Annotated in this window: 13 protein-coding genes; 12 read left to right on the top strand and 1 reads right to left on the bottom strand. The window is 36.0% G+C overall.

The features are described 5' to 3' along the window. Positions 1 to 297 precede the first annotated feature (297 nt). From DFQ08_RS06745 to DFQ08_RS06725, 5 genes are all read left to right on the top strand, one after another. Positions 298 to 2,709: an alpha-ketoacid dehydrogenase subunit alpha/beta gene (locus DFQ08_RS06745; protein WP_114309049.1), complete on the top strand. Its 2,412-nt coding sequence runs from the start codon at positions 298 to 300 to the stop codon at positions 2,707 to 2,709. A gap of 134 nt (positions 2,710 to 2,843) precedes the next feature. Further along, positions 2,844 to 3,698, top strand: coding sequence for a polyphosphate kinase 2 (gene ppk2 / locus DFQ08_RS06740; RefSeq protein ID WP_114309048.1), 855 nt, complete (start codon positions 2,844 to 2,846; stop codon positions 3,696 to 3,698). A gap of 16 nt (positions 3,699 to 3,714) precedes the next feature. Beyond that, entirely contained in the window at positions 3,715 to 4,524 is an 810-nt protein-coding gene (gene ppk2, locus DFQ08_RS06735; protein ID WP_114309047.1) for a polyphosphate kinase 2, read from the top strand. Between the two features lie 71 nt (positions 4,525 to 4,595). Beyond that, positions 4,596 to 5,078 carry a hypothetical protein gene (locus DFQ08_RS06730; RefSeq protein WP_114309046.1) on the top strand — a complete coding sequence of 161 codons (483 nt, stop codon included), beginning with the start codon at positions 4,596 to 4,598 and terminating at the stop codon, positions 5,076 to 5,078. A 10-nt stretch (positions 5,079 to 5,088) separates the two neighbouring features. Next, positions 5,089 to 5,697: a hypothetical protein gene (locus DFQ08_RS06725; RefSeq protein WP_147269451.1), complete on the top strand. Its 609-nt coding sequence runs from the start codon at positions 5,089 to 5,091 to the stop codon at positions 5,695 to 5,697. Between the two features lie 6 nt (positions 5,698 to 5,703). Here the strand turns inward: DFQ08_RS06725 and DFQ08_RS06720 are convergent, their stop codons facing one another. Further along, positions 5,704 to 6,861, bottom strand: a complete 1,158-nt coding sequence (locus DFQ08_RS06720) for a THUMP domain-containing class I SAM-dependent RNA methyltransferase (RefSeq protein ID WP_114309689.1) — start codon at positions 6,859 to 6,861, stop codon at positions 5,704 to 5,706. 363 nt (positions 6,862 to 7,224) lie between these two features. On the opposite strand from DFQ08_RS06720, the gene DFQ08_RS06715 reads away from it, so the two are divergent. The 7 genes from DFQ08_RS06715 (at position 7,225) to DFQ08_RS06685 (ending at position 15,610) form a co-directional block, all read left to right on the top strand. Continuing rightward, positions 7,225 to 7,956 carry an SAM-dependent methyltransferase gene (locus DFQ08_RS06715; RefSeq protein WP_114309688.1) on the top strand — a complete coding sequence of 244 codons (732 nt, stop codon included), beginning with the start codon at positions 7,225 to 7,227 and terminating at the stop codon, positions 7,954 to 7,956. 5 nt (positions 7,957 to 7,961) lie between these two features. Next, positions 7,962 to 8,636, top strand: a complete 675-nt coding sequence (locus DFQ08_RS06710) for a ZIP family metal transporter (RefSeq protein WP_114309044.1) — start codon at positions 7,962 to 7,964, stop codon at positions 8,634 to 8,636. Beyond that, on the top strand, positions 8,637 to 9,065 hold the full coding sequence (locus DFQ08_RS06705) for a DUF4268 domain-containing protein (protein ID WP_114309043.1): 429 nt from the start codon (positions 8,637 to 8,639) through the stop codon (positions 9,063 to 9,065). Between the two features lie 179 nt (positions 9,066 to 9,244). Further along, a complete protein-coding gene (locus tag DFQ08_RS06700) occupies positions 9,245 to 9,673 on the top strand; it encodes a hypothetical protein (RefSeq protein ID WP_114309042.1) in 429 nt (142 codons plus the stop codon). A 147-nt stretch (positions 9,674 to 9,820) separates the two neighbouring features. Next, positions 9,821 to 10,903: an efflux RND transporter periplasmic adaptor subunit gene (locus DFQ08_RS06695; protein WP_114309687.1), complete on the top strand. Its 1,083-nt coding sequence runs from the start codon at positions 9,821 to 9,823 to the stop codon at positions 10,901 to 10,903. Positions 10,904 to 10,926: 23 nt separating this feature from the next. Further along, positions 10,927 to 14,175 carry an efflux RND transporter permease subunit gene (locus DFQ08_RS06690; RefSeq protein WP_114309041.1) on the top strand — a complete coding sequence of 1,083 codons (3,249 nt, stop codon included), beginning with the start codon at positions 10,927 to 10,929 and terminating at the stop codon, positions 14,173 to 14,175. After that, positions 14,168 to 15,610, top strand: a complete 1,443-nt coding sequence (locus DFQ08_RS06685) for a TolC family protein (protein ID WP_114309040.1) — start codon at positions 14,168 to 14,170, stop codon at positions 15,608 to 15,610. The genes DFQ08_RS06690 and DFQ08_RS06685 overlap by 8 nt, the downstream gene beginning before the upstream one ends. Positions 15,611 to 15,742 lie beyond the last annotated feature (132 nt).

Below are 15,742 nucleotides of genomic sequence, written 5' to 3'. Positions count from 1 at the left end.
TCTTACTGAAGCGTTAAAATTCACCCTTTTATTGAATTATTTTCAGCAAAAACAACAATTAACTGAGAATACTATAACATCTTTAGTTTTTTACAGGTTGTATAAAATTTATAATTTTTGTAGTTTTGCAAGACCATCTAAATTCGTAATTAGAGAGTGCATCCTCAAAAGAAATTAGTTTATTACGAAATAAAAATAAGCTATAGCTTTTTTGAGTTTTGCCAATCTTGAATTAGAAACAAGCAGTGTTGTCACTGAGGTTTTATTTGGTATCATCTAAAAAAAACAGTTCCTATAATGAATACAAATTCTAACACCAAAACAGAGATTACTTTTGACGATTTTAAAACAGAAGTTTTAAACGACTACAAACTCGCTGTCACAAGCCGAGAATGTAGCTTACTCGGTCGTCGAGAGGTCCTCACTGGTAAGGCTAAATTCGGCATATTTGGTGATGGAAAGGAGATTCCGCAAATTGCTTGGGCTAAGGCCTTTAAAAATGGCGATTTTAGATCGGGATATTATAGAGACCAAACCTTTATGATGGCTATTGGTGAGCTTACCATAGAACAATTCTTTGCCGGCCTTTATGCAGATACAGACTTAAATAACGAACCAATGTCTGCCGGACGCCAAATGGGAGGTCACTTTACAACGCACAGTTTAGATGAAAATGGACAGTGGAAAAATTTAACAGAACAAAAAAATTCTAGTGCCGATATCTCTCCTACTGCAGGGCAAATGCCACGATTATTAGGATTAGCACAAGCGTCTAAAATTTATAGAGAAGTTGATGGTATTGATACAACAAAATTTTCCAAAGAAGGTAATGAAATCGCTTGGGGTACCATTGGTAACGCCAGTACTAGTGAAGGTTTGTTTTTTGAAACCATAAACGCTGCCGGTGTATTACAGGTACCTATGGTTATTAGTATTTGGGATGACCAGTACGGTATTTCAGTACACGCTAGACACCAAACAACAAAAGAAAACATCTCTGAAATTTTAAAAGGATTTCAGCGCAATGAAAAAGATAAAGGTTACGAAATTTTTAGAGTCGATGGTTGGAACTATCCTGAATTGATTGACACTTACCAACGTGCTGCTAAAATTTCTAGAACGGAACATATTCCGGTGATGATTCACGTACAAGAATTAACCCAACCTCAAGGCCATTCTACCTCAGGATCTCATGAACGTTACAAAAACCAAGATCGTTTAAAATGGGAGGCAGAATATGATTGTAATGTACAAATGCGTCATTGGATTATTGAAAACAATATTTCTACCGACGAAGAACTAACCGCTTTAGAGCGTAGTATTAAAAAAACCGTTAGAGAAGGCAAAAAAGCGGCTTGGTCTGCCATCATCAATCCTATTATTGAAGAACGCAAAGAGGCCTTAGCGCTATTAAGCAACTTAGCGAACTCTAGCCCAAACGCAGCCTTTATTACCAAATTAAAAAATGAACTGGCTGGTTTTGACGAGCCTTTAAGAAAGAATATTTTATCGGCAACGCGTAAAGCTTTACGCTATGTGGTTTCAGAGCAAACTCCTGAAAAAGTAGCGCTTCAGAATTGGGTGAATAATTATTTAAGCAATGTTCAACCTAAATACAGTTCGCACTTACATAGCCAATCGGAACAAAGCCCTTTAAATCAAGCTGAAATTCTTCCAACGTATAATACTGACGCTGAAGAAGTAGATGGACGTGTAGTACTTCGTGAAAATTTTGATGCCATCTTTACTAAATATCCTGAAGCCTTAATTTTTGGTGAGGATGCCGGTTATATTGGAGATGTGAACCAAGGTTTAGAAGGTCTTCAAGAAAAACACGGTGAACTTCGTGTTTCAGATACCGGAATTAGAGAAGCAACGATTATAGGACAAGGTATTGGTATGGCCATGCGAGGGCTAAGACCTATTGCAGAGATTCAGTATCTCGATTATATTATGTACGCGCTACAGATTATGAGTGATGATTTAGCGACTGTGCAATACCGAACTAAAGGCCGCCAAAAAGCACCTTTAATTGTACGAACGCGAGGACACCGTTTAGAAGGTATTTGGCATTCTGGTTCTCAAATGGGTGGAATTTTAAACCTTATTAGAGGTATTCATGTTTTAGTTCCTAGAAACATGACCAAAGCCGCAGGATTTTATAACACCTTACTAGAAAGTGACGATCCGGCTTTAGTGGTAGAATGTTTAAATGGTTACCGTTTAAAAGAAAAATTACCGAATAATATTGGCGAATTTAAAACCCCAATCGGTGTGGTAGAAACCATCCGCGAAGGAGAAGATATCACCTTAGTGTCTTACGGTTCTACCTTAAGACTTGTAGAGAAAGCCGCCAAAGAACTGGTGCAAGTTGGTATTGATGTAGAAATTATTGATGTACAATCTTTACTTCCTTTTGATATTAATCACGACATCGTGAAAAGTATTGCTAAAACCAATCGTGTTATGGTCATTGACGAAGATGTTTCTGGAGGTGCTTCAGCTTATATTTTAGATGAAATTTTAAATACTCAAAACGCATTTCAGTATTTAGATAGTGCTCCAAAAACCTTAGCCGCAAAACAACACCGCCCGGCTTACGGAACAGATGGAGATTATTTTTCTAAACCGTCTACCGAAGATATTTTTGAAGCTGTTTACGATGTGATGTATGAAGTAAATCCTACAGCACATCCAAAACTACGCTAATCACAATTCCATTATAAATTTAAAGACCTTCTTTTTACACAAAGGAAGGTTTTTTTATGCAGAATAGTTTTGTACTATGAAAATGTCAATAGATTTATTTAACTTTCAACACATCTATAACCAACACTGATTATATGCTTACAAAAGAAATTCTTAGTTCCTTTAAATCTAAAGCCGATCTGGTCAATTTTATTAAAGATCATCAAACCGATCATCCCACGTTCAAGGCGGCCTTAGAAAAATATTATTACGAACAAGAATTACTTCCTTTACAAGCCGAACTTGTAGACTTTCAGCATTGGGTACAGAAAGAGAATAAAAAAATTGCTATTATTTTTGAAGGGCGTGATGCTGCCGGAAAAGGTGGGGCAATAAAACGTTTTACTGAACATTTAAATCCTAGAGCGCGTCGTATTGTGGCGCTTAACAAACCTACTGAAATTGAAAAAAATCAGTGGTATTTTAACCGTTACATTAAGGAACTTCCTAACGCTGGGGAGATTGTATTTTTTGACCGTAGTTGGTATAACCGTGCTGTTGTAGAACCCGTTATGGGCTTTTGCAGCCAAGCCCAGTATAAGCGGTTTATGATTCAGGTGCCTGAGTTTGAACATATGCTTTATGAATCTGATACCATTATTATTAAATTTTGGTTTTCGGTATCTAAAGACGAGCAACAACGCCGATTTGAAAAACGTTTAAAGAATCCGCTTAAAAAATGGAAGTTTAGCCCTGTAGATGAAAAAGGTCAAGAATTATGGGATGAATTTACCACCTACAAAAACCAAATGTTCTCCAGAACACACAACGCCTTTAGTCCTTGGGTGGTTATAAAATCTAACGATAAAAAACGAGCCCGCTTAGAAAGTATAAAATATGTATTAAGTCTGTTTGATTATGATAATAAAGGAAGTAATTGCGACTCCATATTACCCGATCCTAACATTGTACAGCGTTATTTTAGAAACACCGTTCAATTAGACCGTTAACCAATCCTGCTTTAAGATGACTGATAAAAACATACAACTTCTCAATACTAAGAAAGGCATTGAAGCTTTATTAAGACAGAAGCAATTTAATATTTCTAAAACTTTAAATACCATAAAGTATGAGAAACGCTTGGAAAAACTTCAAGAAGAAATGCTCATTTTACAACAATGGGTAGCCAAAAACAACAAGAAAGTTATTATCCTTTTTGAAGGTCGGGATGCCGCAGGAAAAGGTGGCGCCATAAGACGTGTTATTCAACACTTACCTCCTAGAGCCATACGTGTGGTAGCCTTACCAAAACCTAATGAAACAGAAATGGGACAATGGTATTTTCAACGTTATATTAAGCGTTTACCTAATGAGGGAGAGATTGTTTTTTTTGACCGTAGTTGGTACAACCGTGCTGTGGTAGAACCTGTAAATGGATTCTGTACGCCAGCCGAGTATGAGACTTTTATGAATCAGGTTAACGACTTTGAAAAAATGATTCAGGACTCCGGAATTTATTTACTCAAACTTTATTTTTCAATTACTAAAAGCGAACAAGAACGCCGTTTTAAAGATATTGTTAGTACACCAACTAAAAAATGGAAATATAGCGATGTAGACCGCCGAGCCATTTCATTGTGGGATGAATACACCAAATACAAAGAAGTGATGTTTGAAAAAACACAGGTCGCCGCACCGTGGAAAATTATAAAGGCCAACAGAAAAACCAACGCCCGCATTAATGCTTTTGAGTACATCTTAAAAAGTATTCCTTACGAAACTAAAAACGTTAAGAACATAAAACATCAAACTATAAAAAAAATCTTAAAGGATTAAAAAACCTTCGCACTAAAATAAAGGTTTACCCACGCCCCTTACGCTCTACTTTTAAGTTTGACTATTATATTATGAAGATAGAATCTATTGTTACCATAAAAAAAGAATTAAAACACCGCTCTCAAGACGAGCTGCTAGAATTGTGTTTGCGTTTAGGTAAATTTAAAAAAGAAAATAAGGCCCTACTCACTTATTTATTGTTTGAATCGCATGATGAAGACGGTTATATTGCAAGTGTTAAGTTAAGTTTAGACGCCTTATTTGAAGGCATGAACACGGACAGTTATTTTTATATGAAGAAAACGATTCGAAAAATATTACGCGAAATCCGTGTGTACAGTCGGTATTCATTAAAGAAAACGACCGAGATAGAATTGCTCCTTTATTTTTGTGAACAAATGAATATGTTAAGACCATCCATTCATAAAAACACCACATTAAGTAATATTTACGAGCGCCAAATCCTTTCCATTAAAAAGAAAATTTCCGTGCTACATGAAGACTTACAATACGATTATAATGTACAATTAGATGCTTTATCTCATGAGGTGTAATCCACAAAGCATGCATAAAAGTGTCGCTCTACTTCAGCCTACACCCCTTCTATTCGGCTTCCTTTTACTTATCACCTGTACCTTTACAGCTTGTAAAGCTCTCGCTAAGAATAAAGATAAAACGGCCCTTACAAAACAGTATTTTCAAGGGCTCAATAGTCTAAACACCTTATCAATAAAGCATTTACTGGGCGATAGCATAAACAGCACTGAAGGTCTGCATACACAAACCTATTCTAAAATCAAATATTTAGAATTACTAAAGTGGGATGCTGTTTTTAAACCGAATTATAAAATTCTTGCAATCCGTGAGAAAGACGGTGTGGTAGAAACCAAGCTTACAAAGCTAGATTATAGGATTGGATTTCTCCATGAGAAGCCTTTTAAGATGATTCAAAGACTAGAATTTAAGCAAAATCATATAACTGCAATAGAAACCCAGTATGTTGATTTTGATAACACCGTCTGGGAAGCTAACAAAAACGTACTGCTCAACTTTATTGAAAAAAAGCATCCTGAATGGCATGGCGTACTCTACGACCAAACACATTCAGGAGCTAAAAAACTTTTAAAAGCAATCACCTTAGTCCAAACAGAAGCTAAGGCTAAAACCGAATAAACAGAATTATTGTTTATGCACTTTCTTGCTTCCTTTATACATTTCGTATTTTACTAATCGTGCTTCGAGTTTTGCATTAAAGACTTTAATTTTACGTGAAGGTCTTAAGCCTACAAATTTTAAAGCTTCAAGATTAGATGTAATTAACCAAGCATTGGTATTAGGATAACCATGTTTAAGTGTAGAACCGATATTACCATAAAACTCTTCAACATTCAAATTATCTAAACGCTCTCCATAAGGCGGGTTAAACACCATGTGTAACTTCTCTTCACCGGCTTTCTGAGTTTTAAAGAAATCTTCATGCTGAATCTGCACAAATTCATCTAAATGTGCATTTTTCATATTTTCTTTAGCCTTAGCCACTGCAGAAGGCGACTTATCATAACCGTAAATTTTATGATGAAAATCGCGGGTCTTTTTAAGTAAAGATTCTTCAATTTTTTCAAATAAATCGACATCCCAGTCTTCCCATCGTTCAAAAGCAAATTCTTTTCGCATTAAGTTTGGCGGAATGTTACAGGCAATCATAGCGGCCTCTGCCAACATCGTTCCACTACCACACATCGGATCCATAAAATCGGTTTGACCATCCCAACCGCTCATCATAATTAATCCTGCAGCTAAAACTTCATTTATCGGCGCAATATTTGTTGCCGATTTATAACCACGCCTATGTAAGGATTCTCCAGAAGTATCTAAAGAAATCGTACAACGCTGACGGTCTATGTGAACATTAATCTTTAAATCTGGAAAACGTAAATCAACATTAGGACGTGTCCCACCATTCTCTCTAAAACGGTCTACAATAGCATCTTTAGTTTTTAAAGCGGTATACTGAGAATGCGTAAATACACTATTATGAACGGTAGCATCTACAGCTAAAGTTCCCGTAGCTTTTAAATAGTTTTCCCACTTTATATTTTTTACATGCTTATAAAGATCCTCTTCTCGTGCCACCCTAAAGGAATGGATTGGTTTTAAAATCTTTATGGCCGTTCTAATTCCTAAATTAGCCTTATACATAAAGCCTTTATCCCCTACAAAACTAACATTACGCACGCCTTTCTGCACCTCCATAGCGCCCAGTTGCGTTAATTCCTTTGCTAATATATCTTCAAAGCCAAATAAAGTTTTGGCTAACATTTTGTAATTACTATCCATAAATTTCGTCAAATTGTTCGCACTCATTCTAAGTCTTTATAAGCTTTAAAATCTGTGCTTTTTTAAGTCGTGTTTTGTATGATTTTTAAGTCTAATACCGCTATGGCACAAAAAAATCATCAACATTCCCTCTAAAAGTCAAACTTTTTGATCTAAAACTAAAAGTCCCTATGAGTTCGTTGCAAAAATACAGTATTTTTGCAGGATGGCATCCTAAATTTTAAACTAGGCTGCGGGGTTATCATACAGGGTTAAAGTATAGTTATTAATTTTACACTTACAACCTTAATGTTAGGGCTAAAAAACAAGACTTAACAACCTAATTTTTAATAAAAAAACCTCTCTATTTAACGAGAGATGAATATGACAAAATCAACAGAACATTGGTATGCATCGTGGTTTGACACCCCTTACTACCATATTTTATATAAAGACAGAGATTATACGGAAGCCCAAACTTTTATGGATAACCTCACGGATTACCTTAACCTTCCTGAAGGCGCTAAAATTTTAGATTTAGCCTGTGGTAAAGGGCGACATTCGGTGTATTTAAACTCTTTGGGTTACCAAGTTACTGGCGTAGATTTATCAGAACAAAGTATTACACATGCCAAACAGTTTGCTAACGACACCTTAGACTTCAAAGTTCATGATATGAGCCAGCCTTATCCAGAGACTTTTGATGCTGTTTTTAATCTTTTTACCAGTTTTGGTTATTTTGATGATGAAAAGTGCAACCTTGAAACCATTGAAGCTATAAAATCAGAGTTAAATACGTATGGCTTTGGGGTTATCGATTTTATGAACACCAATTTTATTATCGAGCAGTTAATACCTGAAGACACCAAAACGGTAGATAGCATTACGTTTCACCAAAAACGCTCGGTGAAAGAGGGTTATATTATAAAAGATATTAGTTTTGAAGCTGATGAGCAACACTTTGAATTTCAAGAACGTGTTAAAGCCTTTACTCTAAAGGATTTTGAATTGTTATTTGAAAAAGCAGGCGTGCATTTGTTAGATGTATTTGGTGATTACAAATTAAACAAATACCACTCGCAAACATCAGAACGTATGATTATGATATTTAAATAGATGACATGAATAGTTATTTATTACCCTTATTTGCGGTTGGTACCGGTGTTGTGATTGCTTTACTTACTAAAAAGCAAAAATCAATCTACACCAAACTGCTCTTATCCTTTAGTGGGGCTTTTTTATTGGCTTTAACTTTTTTTGACTTACTTCCTGAAGTTTACGAAAACATAGACGCTAAACTTACAGGCTTATATATTATGTGCGGTATTTTGCTTCAAATAATCTTAGAATTCTTTTCTAAGGGAGCAGAACATGGGCATGTGCATATTCATAAAAAAGATAAAACCTTTCCGTGGATGCTGTTTGTAAGCTTAAGTATTCATAGTTTTTTAGAAGGATTTCCTATCCACCAACATAACGACATGGTCTATGGGGTTTTAATTCATAAAATACCCATTGCAATATTAATTACCACCTTCTTACTACAGTCGCATTATAGCAAATTACAAATAACCTTATTTTTAGTTATTTTTTCGGCTATGACCCCAATAGGAACGTTAATTTCTAATACCTCTAGTTTTATGACAACTTATATAGATATGATTAACGCTTTTGTTATTGGAATCTTTTTACACATCTCTACCACCATTTTATTTGAAACTGGTGAAGGTCATAAATTTAATTTATCTAAATTAATTGCTATTAGTTTAGGTATAGTAATCGCTTATTTTATTTAAATGTTTTCAAAAGAAGAATCAAGATTATTACGACAAGAATTCTGGATCAGTTTCGGGAAATCATTTCCTAGAAAATGGGTATTGTATGATACTAAAATAAAAGGATTTTCGTTCAAATTTCATTTCGATACCAAAAGCGCTCTTATTGCTTTAGATATAGAAGATGATTTAGAAAACCGTATTAATTATTGGGAAAAACTAACCGCTTTAAAAGGCATTTTAAAAAATGATTATCTCCCTGGAGCAATTTTTGAAGAAGCTTATATCTTAGAGAATGGTAAAGAGATCTCTCGGATCTATCTGCCTTTAGAACAGAAGGTCTCCATCCACAATAAAAATACTTGGCAAGAGGTAATGCTGTTCTTTAACGAAAATATGGACCTGTTTGAAAGCTTTTTTCACGAGTATAGCGAAATCATAAAAGGTTAAGCACTTAGAACTTAAAGCATATTTTAACTTCTGAAATTATTTTTACATAACACTGACAATAAGGTATTTAAAGCTCATTTTTACAAACCGTATATAAAACAGAATGCTTTAGCTTTGTTAAATTTAAATTAAAAGATTTTGTTTATATGAGACCTATAGCCTAGTTTTGCTTACTGAAAATGAAAAACGCGCTTAGAAAATATACAGCATTAATTGTTTTTTTATTACTCAGTGCGATAGCGAATTTAAACGCTACTCCCCATTTTAGTAATACATTAAACAAAGCGGCACTCCAAACCTTAGGAGTCGCTTCGCATACATCTTCGTGTGTTTATGAAGGGCGTTCAAATTCAGTAACCGTCACCCCTTATCATCAAGAAAAAGATCATAGTAAGGCGGTCGAAGTTGTAGAAAGTAACTCTGCTGAAGACGAAGAAACCTCTTCAAGAAAGCCCGATTATAAAGCGTTTTTTGAAATTGCGCTTATCAACGCTATTTTACTTGAGCAATCAACGCATCAACGTAAAAAAAATGCCTACCGGCCACAAGGTGCCTTTACAGAGCACAGTCTCCCTCTACACGTACAATTCCAGGTTTTTATAATTTGATTAGGGACAGACAGATCACCACACTACCCTGGGTCTGTTGTCAATTTTTAGGTTTAGAGTTTTAAAAATCAAACTCTTAAAGCGCATCCCTTTTCTGGGTTTGCCAACTTATTATATCATTTTATAAAATATTATCACGTGAATATCATAAAGAAAATCTCCATTTTCACAGGAGTCGCTATGCTTTTAGGATTAGCAAGCTGTGAAGAACACAAAACAGAACAACATGAAGTAGCCTCTTTCTTGGTTACTAATCCCATAAAAAAAGACACCTCCATTACTAAGGATTACGTCAGCCAAATTCATGCCATGAGGCATATTGAACTAAGAGCTTTAGAAAAAGGCTACCTTAAACAAATCTTTGTAGATGAAGGCCAGTCAGTAAAAAAAGGGCAGCCCATGTTTCAGATTATGCCCAACATCTATCAAGCCGAACTACAAAAGGCTAAAGCCGAATCTAATGTTGCTGAAATAGAACTCACCAACACGCAATTACTAGCCGATGGCGATGTTGTATCTCCAAATGAGCTTGCCATGGCAAAAGCCAATTTAGAAAAAGCAAAAGCCGATGTGGCTTTGGCCCAAACACACTTAGGTTTTACAAGTATAAAAGCCCCTTTTAATGGAATAATGGACCATTTAGAAGCTAGAGAAGGAAGTCTATTAGACGAAGGAGAATTATTGACTACCCTATCAGACAACCATAAGATGTGGGTGTATTTCAATGTTCCTGAAGCCGAGTATCTCGATTATATAATGAGCGACGCCAAAAAGAACAATACCAGTGTTGAACTTTTAATGGCGAATAACAAACGGTTCAATCAAAAAGGAATTGTTGAAACTATTGAAGGGGAATTTGATAGCGAAACCGGAAATATAGCCTTTAGAGCCACCTTCCCTAATCCGGATGGTATTTTAAGACATGGCGAAACCGGAAGCATTCTTATGCGTGTTCCTTACGACGATGTTATTATTATTCCACAAAAAGCCACGTTTGAAATCTTAGATAAAACTTATGTATTTGTCGTAGATAAAGACAACGTTGTACACCAAAGAGCCATTACTATTGGTGCAGAATTACCGCATTTATTTATTGTAGACAAAGGTCTTAGTGAAACCGATACCATACTTCTAGAAGGTATTAAAATGGTAAGAGACTTAGAAAAGATCCATACTGAAAACGTAGATCCAGAAACAGCACTATCTAATCTAGCGCTTTACGCCGAGTAAACCGCTATTAAGCTACAAAAATCATGTTTAAAAGATTTATAAAAAGACCCGTCTTGGCTATTGTCATTTCGGTGATCATCGTATTTATAGGAGCGCTTTCCATAAAGCAGCTGCCTATATCGCAATTACCACAAATCGCACCAACCACAGTTAATATATTTATTGCTTACCCAGGTTCTAGTGCCGATGTTTTAGTAAATTCTACCCTTATACCCCTAGAAACTGCTATAAACGGCGTGCAAGATATGCGCTATATCGCTTCAGATGCCACAAGTGCGGGTGAAGCCACCATTAGAGTTATTTTTGAACCCGGTACCGACCCTAATGAAGCTGTGGTTAGAGTTAAAACTCGTGTAGACCAAGTGATGCCCTTACTCCCAGAACTTGTACAGCGAGAAGGCGTTATTATCACTCCTATACAGCCGAGTATGTTGATGTATGTCAACTTGTCCAGTACAGACAAAAATAACGACGAGAAGTTTCTATACAACTATGCTTACACTAAAATTATTCCTGAAATACAACGTATTAAAGGGATTGCCAGTGCCAAAATTTTAGGAAGTCGTAAATATGCCATGCGTGTATGGCTAAAACCCGACCGTATGCGTGCTTACAATATTTCTGCGGAAGAAGTATTAGAAGCCATGGAAGAGCAAAGTATCTTAGCAAGACCTGGACGACTAGGACGAAGTTCTGGTATTACCTCCCAATCGTTAGAGTACGTTTTAACCTACCAAAACCGTTATAACGAACCCGAACAATATGAAGACATTATTATTAAAGCCAATAAAGAAGGTGAAATAGTAATGTTAAAAGACATTGCCGATGTTAAATTAGGAAGTGAATTCTTCGATATTTACTCCAACTTAGATGGTAATCCTTCTGCTTCTATCGTTTTAAAACAAACTTTTGGAAGTAACGGTAGTGATGTTATTGATGCTGTTAAAGAAAAACTTGATGAACTTGAGGTAGACTTACCGCCTAATGTAGATTTTCAAATTAGTTATGATGTCTCTAACTTCTTAGATGCCTCTATAGAACAAGTTATACACACCTTAAGAGATGCCTTTTTCTTAGTAGCCATTGTGGTCTTTATATTCTTAGGTGATCTCCGTTCTACGCTGATCCCTATTATTGCGGTTCCGGTATCCTTAATTGGTGCCTTTTTTATCATGCAAATGTTTGGTTTATCCATCAATTTAATCACCCTTTTTGCATTAGTACTTGCTATTGGTATTGTAGTCGATGATGCTATTGTGGTGGTAGAAGCCGTCCATGTTAAGATGGAAGAAGAGCACCTTAGTCCTTACCAAGCGTCTAAAGAAGTTTTAGGTGAAATTGGAGGTGCTATTATCGCCATTACTTTAGTGATGATTTCGGTGTTTATTCCTATTTCATTTATGACGGGTCCTGTTGGGGTATTCTACCGTCAATTCTCTATTACAATGGCAGGTTCAATTTTTATCTCTGCCCTTGTTGCTTTAACCTTGACCCCAGTTTTATGTGCCATGTTACTTAAAAACAACCATGGAAAACGTAAAAAATCCTTGATGGATCGTTTTATCGATTGGTTTAATAATGGTTTTGAAAAATTAACAGGAAAATACGTGCTTATCCTCAATAAAATTGTGGCGCGACGTATTTTAACTTTTGGGGTGTTAGCCGCATTCTGTGCCGGAATTTATTTTACCAATCAGGTCTTACCTTCGGGCTTTATTCCTAATGAAGATCAGGGAATGATTTATGCCATTATTCAAACCCCTCCTGGCGCTACTTTAGAACGTACCAATGCTGTCGCTAAAAAACTACAAGCAATTTGTGAGGAAACTGAAGGTGTAAAATCTGTAACTTCTTTAGCGGGTTACGAAATTATGACGGAAGGTCGTGGTTCTAATGCGGGAACATGTTTAATTAATTTAGAGTCATGGTCAGATCGTCAACATTCTGTTCATGAAATTATGGAAGAACTCGAAGAGAAAACCAAAGATTTAGGAGCCGTTATAGAATACTTTGAACCTCCTGCTGTACCTGGCTTTGGGTCTTCTGGTGGATTTGCCTTACGTCTTTTAGACAAAACCAACTCTACAGATTATCACCATTTTGAGAATATTAATAAAAAATTTATGGAGGCTTTATCAGAAAGAGAAGAGCTAAGTGGTTTGTTTACCTTTTACTCGGCAAACTACCCACAGTATGAATTGAAAATTAATAATAAAATTGCCATGCAAAAAGGGGTTACCATCGGTAAAGCTATGGAAAACCTTAACATTTTAATTGGTAGTACTTATGAGCAAGGGTTTATTCGTTTTGGGCGCTTCTTTAAAGTTTATACCCAAGCCGCTCCAGAATATAGACGCTTGCCTACGGATCTAGACAAACTTTTTGTTAAGAACGAAGAAGGAGAAATGGTCCCTTATTCGGCATTTATGAGTCTTGAAAAGAAATTAGGTCCTAACGAGATTACCCGCTACAATCTCTACAATTCAGCTTCAATCCGTGGGTTACCTGCGAGTGGTTTTACCAGTGACGATGCTATTAATGCCATAAAAGAAGTAGCCGCTAAAGAATTACCTAGAGGCTATGATATTGCTTGGGAAGGCCTGTCTTTCGATGAAGCCAGTAGAGGAAACGAATCCATTTATATCTTCATTGTGGTTTTAGTTTTTGTATACTTTGTCTTAGCGGCACAGTACGAAAGTTTCTTACTTCCTTTAGCCGTAATTCTATCGTTACCAATCGGAGTCTTTGGATCTTTCATTTTATTGAAAACCATGGGACTTGCCAATGATGTCTACGCCCAAATTGGTGTGATTATGTTAGTGGGCTTACTTAGTAAAAACGCCGTATTAATTGTGGAGTTTGCCGTCCAGAAGCGACAGCAAGGCGCAAGTATCTTAGAAGCTGCTATTGAAGGCTCTAAGGCCAGATTTAGACCTATTTTAATGACCTCTTTTGCCTTTATCGCAGGTTTAATTCCTTTAATTATTGCTTCAGGTGCAGGAGCCATAGGAAATAGAACTATTGGGGGTTCTGCTTTGGGAGGAATGCTTATTGGTACCCTAGGTGGTGTATTAATCATTCCAGGACTTTACTACATTTTTGCAACAATGGCAGATGGAAAAAGCCTTATTAAAGACGAAGCTCAAGAGCCTATTTCAGAAGAAATGATGCGTGTTAGCGAAACCAAAAACCAAAGTGATGCCAATGCTGAAGAAATCAGTAAGCTCCGAAAACTATTGAAAAAACTTCGTAAAAATAAAAACGATGAATAATATATTAAACCTAAGAAAATCACAGCTTATTGGTGTGTTGGCCTTACTAGTCTTCTTTTCTTGCGTGCCTATACAACAGGCCGTAAGACAAGAAAATAAGACCGTACCTCAACATTACCTAAACGAAGCTAAGGATTCTGTTAATACCGCAGCCGTACCTTGGAAATCCTTTTTTAAGGACCCCAAATTAGTGGCCTTAATTGATACGGCTCTGGCAAACAACCAAGAACTTCAAATTATGCTACAGCAAATTGCTATTGCTAATAATGAAGTTAGTGTAAGAAAAGGGGAATATTTACCTTTTGTTAATGCTTATGCAGGTGCCGAAGTTGAAAAAGTAGGCGAATACACTAGAGCTGGAGCTGTAGAGCAAAACCTAGACATTAGAGATGGAGAAGAATTCCCTGAGCCTTTAACCGATTTTTCGGTGGGCTTAGCGGTATCTTGGGAATTGGATGTTTGGAAAAAACTCCGAAACGGAAAAAAAGCAGCAGTCTTAGAATACCTAAGCACTGTTGAAGGCAAGAATTTCATGATTACCAATATTGTTTCTGAAATTGCCAATTCTTATTACGAACTCTTGGCTTTAGATAATCAACTGAGCATTATAGAGCAGAATTTAAAAATTCAGAATAATGCTTTAAAAATGGTGAAATTGCAAAAGCAAGCCGCTAGAGCCACCCAATTAGCCGTAAGACGTTTTGAAGCTGAAGTGTTCAAAAATCAAAGTAATAAATTTGAAATTCAACAGCACATCACAGAAGTTGAAAATAAAATTAATTTTCTCCTAGGACGCTATCCGCAGCCTATAGACAGAAATTCTAATGATTTTATAGAACGTCCTATCACCGCTATTGCAGCGGGGATTCCTTCTCAACTTTTAGAAAATCGTCCTGATATTAAACAAGCGGAGTACGAATTAGAAGCTTCAAAACTCAATGTTAAAATCGCAAAAGCCAACTTCTACCCTTCTATAGGCATACAAGCTGGCGTGGGTTTACAGGCTTTTAAAACCAAATATTTAACTCATACTCCAGAGTCACTTTTATATTCTTTAGCGGGTGATATTGTAAGTCCCTTAATTAACAGAAATGCCATTAAGGCCGAATACCGAAACGCGAATAAAAAGCAGTTGCAAGCCGTTTTTGAATATGAAAAAGCCATATTAAACGGGTATTTAGAAGTGTCTAACACCTTATCTAATATTCAGAATTTAAAAGCCAATTATGATTTAAAAGCGAAGCAAGTTGAAGCTATGACAGATGCCATAGACCTGTCTATTCAGCTATTTAAATCGGCAAGAGCGGAGTACACAGAAGTCCTTCTAACACAACGCGAAGCCTTAGATTCAAAATTAGAAATTATTGAAACTAAAAAAGATCAATTTTTAGCGCATATAAAAATGTATCAAGCTTTAGGTGGCGGTTGGAAATAAATTAAGTTTTCAGCCTTTAAAAAAGTCATTTTGCTCTTTAGCAGAATGGCTTTTTTTTTGAATTTAAAGCAGTATCAAAAATCCCTTAAAACATTATCTTATTCAACATAAAAATGCAACTTATTCTAAGTA

It is taken from the genome of Winogradskyella arenosi, assembly GCF_003337305.1.
Lineage (GTDB): Bacteria > Bacteroidota > Bacteroidia > Flavobacteriales > Flavobacteriaceae > Winogradskyella > Winogradskyella arenosi.
This window is presented reverse-complemented; position numbering and strand designations above follow the sequence as displayed.